The organism is Streptomyces sp. NBC_00285 (assembly GCF_036174265.1).
Taxonomy (GTDB): domain Bacteria; phylum Actinomycetota; class Actinomycetes; order Streptomycetales; family Streptomycetaceae; genus Streptomyces.
Genome location: NZ_CP108055.1, coordinates 863,679 through 879,482 on the forward strand (window position 1 = coordinate 863,679; position 15,804 = coordinate 879,482).

The following is a 15,804-nucleotide window of genomic DNA, read 5'->3' on the forward strand; positions in this document are numbered from 1 at the left end:
TGGGGGTGCGCGGGCCTTGCGGCCTGAATATCGACAGTCAGATGTATATACCAACCTTTTGCGGTCCGGATAAATTCCGCGCCGCCTACGACCACTTTCCGTCACCCCCTCGGCAACGGAACGCTCATCCGGCGAACGAGTCGCGCCGGCGTCGCAGACAGGCGCGGTCCGCCGGGTTCCCGGTGAGCCCGACGGCCGTCCACCTGTGCGGCCCCGGTGTCGCGACCGAGACGGCGGCAGGTCGGCCCGTCGGTCTCGGCGACCGCCCGGTTGAGAGCCACGACTGGGCTCGGGGCGAAGGCCATGAGCCGGCCATACAGCCGGTGCACCTGCGTCCGGCCGGTGGGCGTGTCGCTGTGGACGGCCTGTTTGGCGGCCTGGATGGCGGCCATCCGGTAAGGCCTCGGCCGCCTTCGGCGAGGACACCGCCGTGACGCGCGACGGCATCAGGAGAATCTTCCTCATGACCACCCCAGCGCACCCGCTCCTCGCCACCGCCCGCACCCTCGCCGACGGCCTCCTCGCCCCGCACGCGGCCGGGGTCGACCAGGAGGGAGTGCCCGCGAGTCACATCGAGGCGGTCAAGCGGTCGGGCCTGCTCGGGGTGAGCGCGCCGAAGGAGTACGGCGGTGCGGGCGCCCCCGACGCGGTGGCACGGGAGGTCCAGGAGATCCTGGCCGGGGCGTGCTGTTCGACGTGGTTCGTGCAGACCCAGCACCACTCGCCGGTCAGGCTCCTCACGCAGTCCGCTCTGCCGGTGCGGGAGCGGCTGCTCGGGCCGCTGGCGTCCGGCGAGCTCCTGGCGGGCATCGCGTTCGCGCACGTCCGTGCGTTTCCCCGGGTGCCGGTGCGGGTGACGGTCGAGCGGAGCGGCCTGCGCTTCGACGGGAGGGCTGGCAGCTGCTACAGATTTTCTATTCATTCATCGTCATCTCAAGTCGTCTATTTCACGTATCTTGGTCTGGTGAAGCTTTCGGAGTGGGCGCGTCAGCAGGGCGTGAGCTACCAGACGGCCTGGCGGTGGGTGAAGGGCGGGAAGATGCCCGTCCCGGTCCGCCAGGCGCCATCCGGGACTTGGCTGGTCGACGAGCCTGCTGTCCAGCCGTCCGGACGCGTGGTGGCGTACTGCCGCGTATCGTCGGCCGACCAGAAAGCCGACCTGGACCGGCAGGTGGCTCGCGTCGTGGCTGGTGCGAACCGGCAGGGCCTGGCCGTCGCCGAGGTCGTAACCGAGGTCGGATCGGGGCTGAACGGGCGTCGCCGCAAGCTGCACCGGCTTCTCGCCGACCCGGCCACGGCCGTGATCGTCGTCGAGCACCGTGACCGCCTCGCCCGGTTCGGCGTCGAGTACCTGGACGCCGCACTGTCGGCGTCCGGCCGGCGCCTGGTCGTCCTCGATCCCGCCGAGACCGCCGATGACCTGGTGCGGGACATCACCGAAGTCCTGACCTCGATGTGCGCCCGCCTGTACGGACAGCGCGCGGCGAAGAACCGCGCCGCCCGCGCAATCGCCGCCGCGACCGGCGAGGCCGCCGAATGAAGAAGTTCCAGGCACAGCCCGGTTTCGTGGTGCAGGCCTACCGGTTCGCCCTGGACCCGAACACCGTCCAGGAAGCCGCGTTGCGCTCGCACTGCGGTGCGGCCAGGGCCGCATACAACTGGGCTGTGGGCTGGGTCGAGGCGTCGTGGTGGCAGCGCAAGGCCGAGGAGACGTACGGCATCCCCGAGGCGGAGCTCACCGACTGGCGGCCGTGGTCGCTCCCGTCGCTCCGCAAGCAGTTCAACGAGGCCAAGCACACCGATCCGCGGTTCTGCTCCTGGTGGGAGGAGAACTCCAAGGAGGCGTACTCCACCGGCCTGGCCAACGCCGCGGCGGCGTTCGACAACTACGCCAAGTCCAAGCAGGGCAAGCGCAAGGGCAAGGGCAAGCAGGTCGGGATGCCCCGCTTCAAGTCGAAGCGGAAGGCCCGCCTGTCCTGCCGGTTCACCACCGGCACGATCCGTATCGAGACCGGCGGCCGTCATGTGACACTGCCCCGCCTCGGCACGATCCGCGTCCACGAACCGACCGCGAAACTCCTCGGCCATGTGCAGACCGGGACGGCCCGCATCCTGTCCGTGACCGTCCGGCACGAACGCGGGCGCTGGTTCGTCTCGTTCCAGGTGGAGGTCAAGCGCGACCTGATCCGCGTCACCCGCCCCGGCGTCGCAGTCGGCATCGACCTCGGCATCAAGACCCTGGCCGTCATGGCCGACAGCACCGGGGAAATCCGCCAGGTGCCCAACCCCCGACACCTGAGCACCGCGCTCAAGCAGCTGCGCCGGACCTCTCGCGTCGTCTCCCGCCGCCGGGGCCCGGACCGCCGCACCGGACAAAAGCCGTCCCGCAGGTGGGAGAAGGCCAACACCGCCCGCAACCGCGTGCACCACCAGGTCGCGAACCTCCGCGAGGACGCCCTGCACAAGCTCACCACCACGGTCGCGGCCGAGTACGGCACGGTCGTGGTCGAAGACCTCAACGTGGCCGGCATGGTGAAGAACCGGCGCCTGGCCCGGCACATCGCCGACGCCGGGTTCGGTGAGATCCGCCGCCGGCTCGCCTGCAAGACCCGCCAGCGCCACGGCACCCGCATCATCGCGGCCGACCGCTGGTTCCCCTCCTCCAAGACCTGCTCCGGGTGCGGCACAGTGAAAGCCAAGCTGCCGCTGCACATCCGGACCTACGAATGCGACGCCTGCCACCTGGTCATCGACCGGGACGACAACGCCGCACTCAACCTCGCCGCACTCGCGGCGGCCTGTATGACTGGTACCGGAGTGGCCGGAGACCAGGACACCGCCAAGGTGTCGAAGCCCCGTGGAGCCGACCGCAAGACCCGCACCACCCGCCCCCGCCTCACGGTGGGGACGGAGCGGGCAGGTGGCGTAACCCTGCCGCACCAGCGACAGACAGAAACGGGAGACCGTCGTCAGGACACCGAAGCACTCACCCTTTGGTGACACCGTCACGGACCTTCCGGGCAGAAATGCCCGGAAGGCTGAGAGCTGATGAGGCTCAAAGCAACGGTGCCCTGGTACACCGGCTGGGGGCTGAACGACGTGATGCTGCTGGCCGGGGTGACCGAGGCGGACGAGGTGGTGTTCGCGTTCGCCGAGGCGCGTGAGCAGCCGGGCCTGCGGGCCTCGCCGCCGATGCGGCTCGCGGCGCTGTCCGCGGCCCGGACGGTGTCCCTGGAGCTGGACGGACTGCGGCTGCCCGAGGAGTCGGTGGTACTGCGCACGTCGCAGGAGAAGTTCGCGCTGGTTGACCGGCCCCGTGCCACCAACGCCTCCCCCGCCGTTTTCGGCGTGGCGTACGCGGCACTCAGGGTCGTCGAGGAGGCCGGGGAGTTGACGACTTCGGCGGCCCTGCGGTGGCGCCTCGACGAGGTGCGTCGCCAGGTGTACGACCTCGCCGAGCACCCTGTCCCGCATGAGCGCGTCGCCGAACGGCTGGCGCTCAAGAGCCGGTCGTACGACCTCATGCGCGCCGCCACGACCGCGGCTGTCGTGGCCGGCGGCGGCCGGGCCATGGGCCTCGACGGTACGGCCCAACGGCTGTTCCGCGAGGGGATGTTCCTCCTCGTGCAGGGGCAGACGACCGAGGTGCGGCGCGCGCATCTCGACTCGCTGTCGGAGAGCTAGTCGGAGAGGCGGATCGCCGCCCGTCGCCCACGGGATGTTCCTTTCGGCAGGGAGCCCGTGGGCGTACGCGGCTCTCCGCGCTAGCTCGCGAACGGCACCTGCGCCGAGGTCACTGCCTGCCGGCCGGCCGGGTGCTGCCACAGGCCCTGTGCGGCGAGGCGGGGTAGGACGCCCTCGCCGAACCAGTAGGCCTCCTCCAGGTGCGGGTAGCCCGAGAGCACGAACTCGTCGATGCCGAGGGCGTGGTACTCCTTGATCCGCTCGGCGACCTCGTCGTGGCTGCCGACCAGCGCAGTGCCCGCACCGCCGCGCACCAGGCCGATGCCGGCCCACAGGTTGGGGTGGATCTCCAGCCCGCCGCGGTCGCCGCCGCCGTGCAGGGCGAGCATCCGCTGCTGCCCCTCGGACTCACTGCGGGCGAGTCCGGCCTGCACCGACTTCACGGTCTCCGGGTCGAAGCCCTTGAGCAGCCGGTCCGCCTCCGCCCAGGCCTGCTCGGAGGTGTCGCGGGTGATGACGTGCAGTCGGATCCCGAAGCGCAGGGTGCGGCCCTCCTTCGCCGCGAGCTCCCGGATCCGGGCGATCTTCGCGGCGACCTGGGCGGGCGGTTCGCCCCAGGTGAGATACACGTCGACGTACTTGGCGGCGACCTCCCCGGCGATCGGCGACGACCCGCCGAAGTACACCTCGGGCACCGGGTCGGGCACCCGGGCGAGTTTCGCGTCCTCGACATGGAGGTGCTCACCGTGCAGATCGACGGTCTTGCCCGCCCACAACCCCCGTACGATCTCGAGGAATTCTCCGGTACGGCGGTAGCGGGCGTCCTTGTCGAGGAAATCCCCGTAGGCCCGCTGCTCGTGGCTCTCCCCGCCGGTGACCACGTTGAGCAGCAGTCGCCCTCCGGACTGGCGCTGGAAGGTGGACGCCATCTGCGCGGCGAGGGTCGGCGAGACGAAACCGGGCCGGAAGGCGACCAGGAACTTCAGGCGCTCGGTGTTCTGGCTGACCATCGCGGTGGTCAGCCACGCGTCCTCGCACCAGGCGCCGGTGGGAGTGAGCGCCCCGACGAAGCCCAGGTCCTCGGCCGCGCGGCCGATCTGGCTCAGGTAGGCGACCGTCGGTGGCCGGTCCCGTCCGGAGACGGTGGCGGGCGTGCCGTGGCCACCTCCGACGACGTGGCGGCTGTCGCCGTTGGTGGGCAGGAACCAGTGGAAGGTGAGGGACACGTGGGGTCTCCGATCAGAGCAGGCCGTGCCGGGGCGGCCGGGTGCCGTTGAGCACGTACCGCCCGATGTGCTGGATCTTCCAGCGGGTCGGATCGTGCAGGGTGTGGGTGCGGGCGTCACGCCAATGCCGGTGCAGGTTCAGGGAGTTGAGTGCCGATCGGGTGCCGGACACCTCGAAGAGCGCGCTCGCCACCTCCACCGCCGCCTGGGCCGCCTGCACCTTGGCGGCGGCCACGGCGATGGAGGCCTCGGCCGCGGAGTCGTCGGTGAGAGCGGCCTGCGCCGCGTCGACCGTGCGGGCGGCCTCGCGCAGCAACGCCTCGGACGCCCTGACCTGGAGGGCGAGTTCACCGAAGCGCTGGATCAGCAACGGGTCCTCGGCAGCCGTCCCGACACCGCTCTCGAACCACGGCCGGCTGTTCGTCCGGACGAACTCGACCGCCGCGGCGAGCGCTCCCCCGGCGATTCCGGCGTCGATGGCGGCGTGCAGCAACTGCGCTACCGCTCCGTGGAGTTGGGGGCCCTCGAAGGTGAGGTGGTGGGGCAGGACCCGGTCGGCCGGGACCTCGATGCCTTCGAGGCGGACGGTGCCACTGGCCGTGGTGCGCTGGCCGAGTCCGTCCCAGTCGTCGATCACCGTGAGGCCGGGGGCGTCGCTGGGCACGTAGGCGACGTGCAGTTTGTCGTCGTCGGTGCGGGCCAGCACCGGGATCCAGTGGGCGAACAGGGCGCCGGTGGAGTAGTGCTTGACGCCGTCCAGGCGGTACGAGCCGTCCGGCCGCGGGTGCAGGCGGGTGCGGATGTCCTGGACGTGCTTGGTGCCGGCCTCGGACTGCGCGTTGCCGAAGCGGCGGCCGGCGAGCAGCTCCGCGAAGAAGAACTTCCGCTGTTCGTCGGTGCCCTGACGGCGGATCACGTTCACGTAGGCGAAGTGGCTCTGCGGGATCTGGGAGAGGCTTCCGTCGGCGGAGGCGAGGAGTCGGAAGACCTCCGCGAGCGTCGAGGCGCTCACGTCCGCCCCGCCGTGCTCGGCGGGGACGGTGACGGCGAGCAGCCCGGAGGCCGAGAGGCGGTCCAACTCCCGGCGGGGCAGCCTGCGTTCGGCGTCCCGGACGGCGGCGCCCGCGCGGAACTCCGCGGCCAGGGACGCGGCGACCGCGAGCGCCTCCGCGTCGTCGGCGATCACATGGGTGGGCGCGTGGCCCGGCGTGGCCGCCGGGGCGGGTGTGGTCACCGCGCTCAGCCCGCCGCCGCCAGCAGCGGCCGCCGGCCCAGCGCGGTCGAGAACTGGTCCACCACCTGGGTGAGCGCTTCGGTCGCGGCAGGTGCGACGGTCAGCGAGCCGTCCTCCCGCACGGTGATGTCCTTGTCGAGGGTGAACCAGCCCTGCACGATGTGGGCCGCGCCCATGGAGCTGAGGACCGGGCGGAGCGCGTAGTCGATGGCCAGGACATGGGCGGTGGAGCCGCCGGTGGCCAGCGGCAGCACGGTCTTGCCGGTGAGGGCGTACTGCGGGAGCAGGTCCAGGAGGGCCTTGAGGACTCCGGAGTACGACGCCTTGTAGACGGGGGTGCCGACGACGACCCCGTCGGCGCGTGCGAACAGCTCGGTCGCCTCGATGATCGCCGGATGCCTGAAGTCCGCGCCGAGCAGTGCCTCGGCGGGGATGGTGCGGACGTCGAGCGGGATCACCTCGTGGCCCTGCGCGGTCAGGCGCCCGTCGAGGTGACGCAGCAGACGGTTGGTGCGGGAGGAGGCGGAGGGGCTGCCGGAGACGGACAGGACGGTGGCCATGCGGTCCTCTTTCGGGGAGGCGGGGTGCCCCCTTCGTGCGAAGGGGACACCCCTGGGGAAGCGGTCAGGAGTACCAGGTGGGTTCGGGCAGTTCGCCTTCGAGCACCCAGCGGCCGACCTCGCGCCGCTTGTAGGCGACGGGGTCGTGGAGGGTGTGGGTGCGGACGTTGCGCCAGAACCGGTCCAGGCCCTCGGAGGCTGCGGTGGACCGGGCGCCGGTGACCTCGAAGATCCGGTTCGAAATCTCCAGGGCCACGTCGGTGGCGCGGGCCTTGACGGCGGCCACCCGGACCTCGAAGTCGCCGCGCGCCTTCTCCGTCACTGCGTCGGGGTCGTCGTGCAGTTCCTGACCCTCGGCGGCAACGGCGTCGGCGAGTGCCTCGGCCGCCCAGAGCTTGGCGGTGAGGTCGCCGTAGACGTCGATGACGTACGGCTCGTCGACCGCGCGCTCATGGCCGCCGTGCAGCCAGGAACGGGACTTCTCGCGGGTGTAGGTGACTGCCGTCTCCAGCGCGCCGCCGGCGATGCCCAGGTAGAAGTTGACGAAGACCAGCTGGATGGTGGGGACGTTGAGGGTGTTGTAGACGCGCGGCTGGAACTGCTTGTCGACGTATCCCGCCGCCGAGGACCAGGGGGTGCGGACGCCGTCGAGGGTGACGCCGCCGCTCTCGGTGAGGCGCTGGCCGATGTTGTCCCAGTCGTCGTGGAAGGTCAGGCCCTCGGAGTCGGAGGGCACGATGGCGAAGACATGCTGGTCGGTGCCTTCCAGGACGCCTTCGAGGACGGTGACGTCGGAGACCTTGCTGCCGGTGGAGAAGGTCTTGCGGCCGGTGTAGACGAGGTCGTCGCCGTCCTCGGTCACGACGACGTCCTTGTCGCGGGGGTTGACCGCGCCGCCGAAGAACCAGCGGTTTCGGGACGCCTCGGCCTCGACGTGCTCCCACTGTTCCCGGGTGCCTACCAGCCGGGCGGCCCAGAACCACAGGTAGTGGTAGCCGAGGAGCTGGCCGATGGAGCCGTCGGCCTTGGCGATCTCGCGGACGACACGGTAGGCGGTGGGCCAGTCCTGGCCTCCGCCGCCGTGCTCCGTGGGACCCAGCAGGGTGACGAGGCCGGCGTCCTTGAGGAGCTGGATCTCGGCGTAGGGGGTGGCGCCGGCGCGGTCGCGCTCGGCGGCGTCGGTGGCGAGGACGGCGGCGGCCTCGGCGGCGCGGGCGATCCAGTCCTGCGCGGTCCCCGGGATGGGGAGGGTCTGCCAGTGGGTGGGCGTGACGGTGCTCATACGGATGACCTCTCTCGCAGGGGGCTCAGGCGTGGGCGGAGACGGGCAGGGGCTCGGTGTCCGGGAGCTGGGCCTCCAGCTCGCGCACCAGCGGCAGCACCCGCCTGCCGAAGTACTCGACTTCCTCGTGGTAGTGCAGGAAGCCGAGGAGGAGCAGGTCGACGCCGAGTTTCCGGTACGCCACGATGCGCTCGGCGATCTGCTCGGGCGTGCCGATCAGACCGGTGCGGAAGCCGTCGTTGTACTGGACGAGGTCCTCGAAGGAGGAGTCCTGCCACATGCCCTTCTTGTCGGCGGTGGACTGGCCCGCCTGTTTCACGGCCGCGCCGAACCCCTCGACGGCCTCGCTGTCGGCCTCGGCGACGATCTCCCGGAGGGTCTCGCGGGCCTCGGCCTCGGTGTCCCGGGCGATGAGGAAGCCGTTCAGGCCGAACTTCGGTGCGGTGCGCCCGACTTCGGCGGCGGACTTGCGGACGTCGTTGAGCTGCTCGACGACCCCGTCGAAGTCCTTGCCGTTGGAGAAGTACCAGTCGGAGACCCGGCCGGCCATGGCACGGGCGGCGCTGGAATTGCCGCCCTGGAAGATCTCCGGGTGCGGTCGCTCCACGGTGTTGAGAGGCTTGGGCTTGAGGGAGAAGTCACGCAACCGGTAGAAGTCACCGGCGAGTTCGGCGTGGTCCTCGGTCCAGATGCTGCGCAGGGCGGTGATGAACTCCTCGGAGCGGCGGTACCGTTCGTCGTGCTCCAGCCAGGGCTCGCCGAGGGCGGTGAACTCGCCCTTGAACCACCCCGATACGACGTTCACGGCGAAGCGGCCCTTGGACAGATGGTCGGCCGTGGCGCCGAGCTTGGCGAGGACACCGGGGTGCCACAGACCCGGGTGGACGGCGGCGATGACCTTGAGCCGCTCCGTGGCGAGCAGCAGGGCGAGGCTGAAGCTGGTCGACTCGTGCTGGTACTCGGCGCCGTAGCTGGCCATGTAGCGGACCTGGCTGAGGGCGTACTCGAAGCCGTTGTTCTCGGCGAGGACGGCGAGTTCGCGGTTGTAGTCGTACCCCCAGTCGGTACGCTGCTCGATCTTGCTGGTGACGAGGCCTCCGCTGACGTTGGGGACCCAGTAGGCGAATTTCACGGGCGCGGGCATGCGGAACTCCTGTTGCGGAATGTTTCCGAGCACGCCGAATTCAGGGCTGCGGTCAACAGACGCGCGGGCACGCTGAATTCAGGCGGGGAAAGAGGAAAACGCGGCGGATCCGGAAGGGTTGATCAGGCCGCGGCGCAACAGGAGGCGCTGGAAACGCGCGCGAGGTCGACATGGCGTCGCCGCGTGAGGTCCAGTCGCGTGTTCATGGCATCGATCGTGACAGCCGTCGGCGAGAGGCGTCAAGGGAAACCCGGTCGGTCTCGTATGGCGGACCGCTGATCTCACAAACGTGTGGCGGAGAAACCCTTAACGCGCCGTGAACAGGCACGTATTCGCGCCTCGCACCGAAAGGGACACCACCGGGTGTCAGTCCTCGTCGCGCCCCGGGACGACCACGAGGAACGCGTCCGCCTTCAGATCCATGACGACGGTCGCGGGCTCACCCTTGGCGCGGCGCTCCGCCGCGTACTCCTCCGCCGGCCATGATCCGCGAGGAGATCCCGCAGGAAACCGCTCCAACACCTTCGCGCCCATAGTGGCCGACCCCTCCAGCATCGATCTACGACTCGAACCGTTCCCTCTCGTGTCAGTGCGGCTTCCCCCGACCGGCGTGACCATGTCCGCACGCTCGCCCTTTCGTCTGTTTCGCCTGTCGCCAGCTCGGCGCATCCGAACCGCACCACCGCACGGAAGTGATCAGGAAGGGGGCACCGAGTCGAGGGACCGAGGGCCGATGGAGCACGACGACACACGAGAGGGACTGCACTGCCTGGTGACCGGCGCCACGGGGTACATCGGCGGCCGGCTCGTCCCCGAGCTCCTTACCGCCGGACACCGGGTGCGCTGTCTGGCCCGCTCCCCCGACCGGCTGCGCGACCATCCGTGGGCCGACCGCACCGAGGTGGTGGGCGGCGACGTGACCGACGCCGGGGCCGTGGCCCGCGCCCTGGACGGTGTGGACGTGGCGTACTACCTGGTGCACGCGATGAGCTCCGGCAAGGACTTCGAGGCCACCGACCGCAGGGCCGCGCGGATCTTCGCCGAGCGGGCCAGGGCCGCGGGCGTGCGCCGGATCGTCCACCTCAGCGGACTCACCCCGGCGGGCGTGCCCGAGGAGGCGCTCTCCCCGCATCTGCGCTCCCGCGCCGAGGTGGCCCGCATCCTGCTGGCCTCCGGTGTGCCGACCACCGTGCTGCGGGCGGCTGTGGTCATCGGCTCGGGATCAGCTTCCTTCGAGATGCTGCGGTACCTGACCGAACGCCTCCCCGTGATGGTCACGCCCAGCTGGGTGCACACCCGCATCCAGCCCGTGGCGGTCCGCGACGTGCTCGGGGCCCTCGCCGCCGGCGCCCGTATGCCGCCGGACGTCAGCCGGGCCTTCGACGTCGGCGGACCCGAGGTGCTGACGTACCGGCAGATGATGCTCAGGTACGCGGCGGTCGCCGGACTGCCGCGCCGGGTCGTCCTGCCGCTGCCGGTCCTCACCCCCGGGCTCTCCAGCCACTGGGTGGGGCTGGTGACGCCGGTGCCGGCGTCCCTCGCGCGACCGCTCACCGAATCACTGCGGCACGAGGTGGTGTGCCACGAACACGACATCGCCCGCTACCTCCCCGGAACACCCGGCGGACCGATCGGGTTCGACGACGCCGTACGACTGGCTCTGCAACGCGTGCGGGAAGCGCGGGTCACCACCCGGTGGTCGTCCGCGTCGGTACCCGGCGCCCCCAGCGACCCGCTGCCCACCGACCCCGACTGGGCCGGCGGAAGCCTCTACAGCGATCACCGGGAGCTCGAAGTCGACGCCTCGCCCGGGGCGTTGTGGCGGGTCATCGAGGGCATCGGCGGCGAGAACGGCTGGTACTCCTTCCCGCTCGCGTGGGCGGTACGGGGCCGGCTGGACCGGCTCGCGGGCGGGGTCGGGCTGCGCCGGGGGCGCCGGGACGCGGCGCGGCTGCGGGTCGGTGACTCGCTGGACTTCTGGCGGGTCGAGGAGATCGAACCCGGCCGGCTGCTGCGGCTGCGGGCCGAGATGCGCCTTCCGGGACTGGCCTGGCTGGAGATGAGGGCGAGCACCGGCGATGACGGCCGTACCCGCTACCTCCAGCGCGCCCTGTTCCATCCACGCGGTCTGCTGGGCCACGCCTACTGGTGGAGTGTGTCCCCCTTCCACGCGATCGTGTTCGGCGGCATGGCCCGCAACATCGCGCGGGCCGCGGCGAGCACGCCCGCGCCCACACCGGATCGCGCTCCCGTTGCCTGAGCCTCCCGCCCGTCACCCGGCCGGTCGCCGGAACGGGAAACCGATCACCACCGGATCACCCGGACCACCCGCCGGTCCGCCCCACTTCCCGGAGTACGTCTCATGAGCATCTCGGTCGTCCTGTTCACCTGCGACCTGCGCCTGCACGATCATCCACCGCTCACCGCGGCTCTCGACGGCACCGAGCAGGTCGTCCCGCTGTTCGTGCGGGACCGGGCCGTGGACGGGGTCGGGTTCGCCGTGCCGAACCGGCTGGCGTTCCTCGCGGACTGTCTGCGCGATCTCGACGCCGGTCTGCGCGAGCGGGGCGGCCGCCTGGTCGTGCGCCACGGCGATCTCGTCGACCAGGTGTGCAAGGTCGCCGCCGAGGCGGACGCCGACGAGGTGCACATGGCGTCCGACGGCAGCGCCCACGCGCACCGGCGGGAGGAGCGGCTGCGGCGGGCCCTGGAGGGGGAGGGCGTACGCCTGCACGTGCACGACACGGTGACCACGGCGGTCGCTCCCGGCGCGGTGGTGCCGGGCTCCTCGGACCACTTCGCCGTCTTCACCCCCTACTTCCGGCACTGGTCGCAGGAGCGGCTGCGGGACCCGCTCGCGGCCCCGCGGACCCTGCGGGTCCCCGAGGGCGTCGGATCCGAACCACTGCCGTCCCGCACCGGCCTGTCCGGGCTGTCGGCAGGCCTCGCCGAGGGCGGCGAGGCAGAGGGCCGCAGACGGTTCACTGCCTGGCTGCGCGGCGGTGTGGCCGCGTACGAGGACCGTCATGACGACCTGGCCGGTGACGCGACCTCCCGGCTCTCCCCGCACCTGCACTTCGGCACCCTCTCCCCCGTCGAACTCGTCCACCGGGCGCGCCGGGTGGGCGGTCCGGGCGCCGAGGCCTTCGTACGGCAGCTCGCGTGGCGCGACTTCCACCGGCAGGTACTCGCGGCCCGCCCCGCCGTGGCAAGCGTCGACTACCGCACCCAGCACGACAGTTGGCGCTCCGAGCGGGCCGCGCGCGCCGACGTCGAGGCGTGGCGGGAGGGCCGCACCGGCTACCCGGTCGTCGACGCGGCGATGCGCCAGCTGCGGCACGAGGGGTGGATGCACAACCGTGGCCGGCTGCTGACGGCGAGCTTCCTGGCCAAGACGCTGTACGTGGACTGGCGCGTGGGTGCCCGGCACTTCCTGGACCTGTTGGTCGACGGCGACGTGGCCAACAACCAGCTCAACTGGCAGTGGATGGCGGGCACCGGCACCGACTCCCGGCCCAACCGGGTCCTGAACCCGGTCACCCAGGCCAAGCGGTACGACCCCGACGGCGCCTACGTCCGCCGCTGGGTGCCCGAACTGGATGTGCTGGAGGGGGCGTCGGTGCACGAGCCGTGGAAGGTTCGGGGCACGGACCGGGGCGCCGTCGACTACCCGGATCCGATCGTGGAACTGTCCGAAGGGCTCGCCCGCTTCAAGCGGGCCCGCGGCCGCGACTGAGGCCGCCCGGCTCGGGCGGCGCGCCTCACGCCGGTGACCGGGACTACTCGGGCGGCTCGGCGGTGTACAGACAGGCCAGGGTGTCCAGGGCGTCCTTGAGGGTGGTCGGCCGCAGCATCGTCTGACTCGGGCGGCCGAGCCACCCGGGTCCGCCCAGCATCACCAAGGGCCTCCGGCGCGCACCCTTCACCCCCCACTGGGCGGTCGCCACATGCCGGGCCAGCGGCAGGTCGGCCGAGGAGCGGGCCTGCGCCCACAGGACGACGACGGCCGGGCCGAGCCGGTCCACCGCGGCCATCAGCGCCTCGGCGGGTACGGCGGCCCCGAACATCCGGGTGGGCAGGCGCCGTTCGCCCAACCCGGCGTTGAGGGCCTCCAGCGCCAGCGTGTGCTGCTCGCCGGGGACACCCGCCAGCACCACCGGGCCGGGGCCGGTGGCCTCGCCGTGGCGGCTCTGCGGGCGGGTGCAGCGGCGCAGCGCGGTGGACATGTGCCAGGACAGCAGGTGTTCGACCTCGACGTAACGGTCCCCGGACGAGGCCCACTTGCGGCCCACCGCGTGCAGTGTGGGCACCATCACCTCCTGCCAGGCGACGGTGAGGCCGTGGGTCGCGACGGCCGTGGCCAACTGCTCCTCCACGGCGGGCGCGTCGAGTCGTACGGCGGCTCGGGCGAGACCGCGGCACTCCTGGCGCACGTCGCCCAGGGGGAGCATGCCCGCCGCCCGGGACCGGGCGCGGGGGGCCGACGGTTCCGGGGCGCCTGCCGGTTGCGGGGAATCCGACTCCTTCGCGGCGCGCGCCGCCTCGGCGGGCGGTACCCCCGCGGACGTGAGCCGGCACATCGTCTCCAGTACGGCGACGTCCCTCGGGGTCCATCTGCGGTGCCGGCCGTCGGCGCGGACGGCGGGGCCGATGCCGTAGCGGCGGTCCCAGGAGCGCAGCGTGGTGGGCGACACTCCGAGGCGACGGGCCAGGGCACCGGTGGTGAGGTTCGTCGCGAGGTCACTGGAGGCCGTCTCCGACCGTTTCTCTCTGTCCTCGCCGTCCGGATTGTCACGCATGGGCCGACTATACGACGCAGAACCGATGCAAGTTGATGACCTTGCCCCGGGGCTCGGACCATGGCGGCACGTCACACGCTCCGGCCCGCGCCGGAGCCGGGCATCCGCCGGACCGCCCGTCCGTCGGAGCCGTCCATCGTGGCCGTCCATCGCGAGGAGCCGCCGCCATGAACGCGCAGTCGAGCACCCTCCCGGCCGTGCCGTCGGACGCGGCCGCCGGGGTGTGCGGGTGGTCCGCGCCCGAAGACCCGCCTACCGAAGCGGAGTTGGCGCGGGGCCTGTCGGCCGGGGACGAGGCGTGCCTGGCAGCCGCATACCGCCGCTGGTCGCCGCTCGTGCACACGCTGGCCCGGCGCTCGCTCGGCGATGCGAAGGAGGCCGAGGACGTCACCCAGCAGGTCTTCATCGGCGTGTGGCGCGGACGGCGGGGTTACCGGCCCGAGCGCGGCACTCTCACCGGGTGGATCGTGGGCATCACCCGGCGCAAGATCGCCGATGCCCTGATCGCGCGGACCCGCCGGTCCGACCTGGTCGCCTCGGCGGGCGCCCGTCTCGCGCTCACCGAACACACCGACGACCTGACGGATGCGGCACTGGACCAGGTCGTAGTGGGCGCCGAACTGGCCAAACTCCCCTCCGCCCAGCAGCGGGTGCTGCGCCTGACGTTCTACGAGGATCTGAGCCAGATCCAGATCGCGGAGCGCACGGGGTGGCCACTGGGTACGGTCAAGAGCCATGCGCGGCGCGGCCTGTACAGACTGCGACGCGGCCTCGAAGTCGCTTTCGACGCAGAAACGCTGCGTTGATCGTTCCGCAGCCGCATGAGAGATCGCGTGGGACATCGCATGAAGAAACGCAGGAGAAATCGCGCCCGGAGCGCATCCATGAGGCCGCCGGCAAGGGAAGCAAGGAAAGCGGTGCTACCCCTCGCACCGTGGGAGCCCGTGCTCCCTTCCGTCCCCTGGAGGGAGTCGGCGCTCTCCAGGGGGCGGACTTCTGCTCCGCTACACATAAGGGGAAAATAAGAGCACACTGTACAGAGGCGGCGCTTACCGCAAACCGCACCAGACGCGGTCAGGCCTGTAGGTCAAAGGAGACGAATCATGGCCAACGTCTCGCCCACCAGAGGTGACATAACCAGCCACCCTGATGCTTCAGAAATGCGGGAACGCTACGCCCGCATGCTCGGCGGTCGCGATGTGGCACTCGTGGACGGACCGGTGTTCCTGCTCGGTCTGTACTGCGCGGTGTCCCCCTGGATACTCCACTACACGACGAGCCAGCCCGCCCTCGTGACCCACAACCTCATCGTGGGCATAGCGATCGGCCTGCTGGCCCTCGGGTTCACCCAGACACCGGAGCGCATGTACGGCCTCAGCTGGGCCTTCTGCGCAGTCGGGATCTGGATGATCGTCGCCCCCTGGGTCGTCGGCGAAAGCCCCGACGCCGGTGTGGCACTGAACAACATCATCATCGGCGCCCTCGCCCTGGTCCTGGGGCTGATGTGCACCGCCACGGCGGCGAAGAGCACCCCCAAGCCGTAGGAGAACCCTCGACCCGGAGACATGAAGGCCGGTCCACCGCGCGCGGACCGGCCTTCGCGCGGGGTCAGCGGTTCGGTACCAGCCAGGGCTCCTGCGGCAGCGGAGCGCCGGTCTTCAGCACGGACTTGAGATGGGACAGCACCGCGGGCCACCGGCCGAGGCGTCGGCGAACTCGCCCCCGTCGGCGAGGTCCTCATGGGTGACGGTGAGGCGCACGATGTCGGCGTGCGGCCGGATGTCGAAGGTGACCCGGGAGCACCTGCCTTCACGCCCCTCGTCCTCGGGCGCGGCCCAGGTGGTCACGAGGCGGCCGGGACGCTCGCCGTGGCCG

At 71.3% G+C, this 15,804-nt stretch carries 15 protein-coding genes and 2 pseudogenes; 8 read left to right on the plus strand and 9 right to left on the minus strand.

Features of this window, described 5'->3' with window-relative positions; all coding sequences use genetic code 11:
• Positions 1–463: 463 nt before the first annotated feature.
• The 4 genes and pseudogenes from OHT57_RS04110 to OHT57_RS04125 all read left to right on the plus strand — a co-directional run.
• Positions 464–784: pseudogene (locus OHT57_RS04110) on the plus strand (acyl-CoA dehydrogenase family protein); the annotation flags it as partial.
• 180 nt (positions 785–964) lie between these two features.
• Positions 965–1,540 (plus strand): IS607 family transposase, encoded by a 576-nt coding sequence (locus OHT57_RS04115; protein ID WP_328753114.1) that lies wholly within the window; start codon positions 965–967, stop codon positions 1,538–1,540.
• A complete protein-coding gene (tnpB, locus tag OHT57_RS04120) occupies positions 1,537–3,000 on the plus strand; it encodes an IS607 family element RNA-guided endonuclease TnpB (RefSeq protein ID WP_328744527.1) in 1,464 nt (487 codons plus the stop codon). The genes OHT57_RS04115 and tnpB overlap by 4 nt, the downstream gene beginning before the upstream one ends.
• Positions 3,001–3,051: 51 nt before the next feature.
• Positions 3,052–3,684, plus strand: a pseudogene (locus tag OHT57_RS04125) (acyl-CoA dehydrogenase); the annotation flags it as partial.
• Between the two features lie 80 nt (positions 3,685–3,764).
• On the opposite strand, the gene OHT57_RS04130 reads toward OHT57_RS04125, so the two are convergent.
• The 7 genes from OHT57_RS04130 to OHT57_RS04155 form a co-directional block, all read right to left on the minus strand.
• Positions 3,765–4,910: an LLM class flavin-dependent oxidoreductase gene (locus OHT57_RS04130; protein WP_328744528.1), complete on the minus strand. Its 1,146-nt coding sequence runs from the start codon at positions 4,908–4,910 to the stop codon at positions 3,765–3,767.
• Positions 4,911–4,923: 13 nt separating this feature from the next.
• Positions 4,924–6,144, minus strand: a complete 1,221-nt coding sequence (locus OHT57_RS04135) for an SfnB family sulfur acquisition oxidoreductase (RefSeq protein WP_328744529.1) — start codon at positions 6,142–6,144, stop codon at positions 4,924–4,926.
• Between the two features lie 5 nt (positions 6,145–6,149).
• Positions 6,150–6,704 (minus strand): NADPH-dependent FMN reductase, encoded by a 555-nt coding sequence (ssuE, locus tag OHT57_RS04140; RefSeq protein ID WP_328744530.1) that lies wholly within the window; start codon positions 6,702–6,704, stop codon positions 6,150–6,152.
• 64 nt (positions 6,705–6,768) lie between these two features.
• Complete coding sequence (locus tag OHT57_RS04145) at positions 6,769–7,986, minus strand: acyl-CoA dehydrogenase family protein (protein ID WP_328744531.1); 1,218 nt, start codon at positions 7,984–7,986, stop codon at positions 6,769–6,771.
• A 25-nt stretch (positions 7,987–8,011) separates the two neighbouring features.
• On the minus strand, positions 8,012–9,130 hold the full coding sequence (gene sfnG / locus OHT57_RS04150; RefSeq protein WP_328744533.1) for a dimethylsulfone monooxygenase SfnG: 1,119 nt from the start codon (positions 9,128–9,130) through the stop codon (positions 8,012–8,014).
• Between the two features lie 122 nt (positions 9,131–9,252).
• Positions 9,253–9,336, minus strand: coding sequence for a putative leader peptide (locus tag OHT57_RS47360; protein WP_360339492.1), 84 nt, complete (start codon positions 9,334–9,336; stop codon positions 9,253–9,255).
• A gap of 160 nt (positions 9,337–9,496) precedes the next feature.
• Positions 9,497–9,685 (minus strand): hypothetical protein, encoded by a 189-nt coding sequence (locus OHT57_RS04155; protein WP_328744534.1) that lies wholly within the window; start codon positions 9,683–9,685, stop codon positions 9,497–9,499.
• A gap of 178 nt (positions 9,686–9,863) precedes the next feature.
• Here OHT57_RS04155 and OHT57_RS04160 point away from each other — a divergent pair, with 178 nt between their 5' ends.
• Together OHT57_RS04160 and OHT57_RS04165 are read left to right on the plus strand one after the other, a co-directional pair.
• Entirely contained in the window at positions 9,864–11,390 is a 1,527-nt protein-coding gene (locus tag OHT57_RS04160) for an SDR family oxidoreductase (protein ID WP_328744535.1), read from the plus strand.
• Between the two features lie 102 nt (positions 11,391–11,492).
• On the plus strand, positions 11,493–12,866 hold the full coding sequence (locus OHT57_RS04165; RefSeq protein WP_328744537.1) for a cryptochrome/photolyase family protein: 1,374 nt from the start codon (positions 11,493–11,495) through the stop codon (positions 12,864–12,866).
• Positions 12,867–12,909: 43 nt separating this feature from the next.
• On the opposite strand, the gene OHT57_RS04170 is transcribed toward OHT57_RS04165, so the two are convergent.
• Positions 12,910–13,929 (minus strand): MerR family transcriptional regulator, encoded by a 1,020-nt coding sequence (locus OHT57_RS04170; RefSeq protein WP_328744539.1) that lies wholly within the window; start codon positions 13,927–13,929, stop codon positions 12,910–12,912.
• A 167-nt stretch (positions 13,930–14,096) separates the two neighbouring features.
• Between OHT57_RS04170 and OHT57_RS04175 the strand changes: the two genes are divergently transcribed.
• Together OHT57_RS04175 and OHT57_RS04180 are read left to right on the plus strand one after the other, a co-directional pair.
• Positions 14,097–14,735, plus strand: a complete 639-nt coding sequence (locus OHT57_RS04175) for a sigma-70 family RNA polymerase sigma factor (protein WP_328744541.1) — start codon at positions 14,097–14,099, stop codon at positions 14,733–14,735.
• Between the two features lie 297 nt (positions 14,736–15,032).
• Complete coding sequence (locus tag OHT57_RS04180; protein ID WP_328744542.1) at positions 15,033–15,473, plus strand: SPW repeat protein; 441 nt, start codon at positions 15,033–15,035, stop codon at positions 15,471–15,473.
• Between the two features lie 114 nt (positions 15,474–15,587).
• Here the strand turns inward: OHT57_RS04180 and OHT57_RS04185 are convergent, their stop codons facing one another.
• The gene (locus OHT57_RS04185; protein WP_328744543.1) at positions 15,588–15,776 is read right to left on the minus strand and encodes a hypothetical protein; all 189 of its coding nucleotides are present in this window, start codon (positions 15,774–15,776) and stop codon (positions 15,588–15,590) included.
• Positions 15,777–15,804 lie beyond the last annotated feature (28 nt).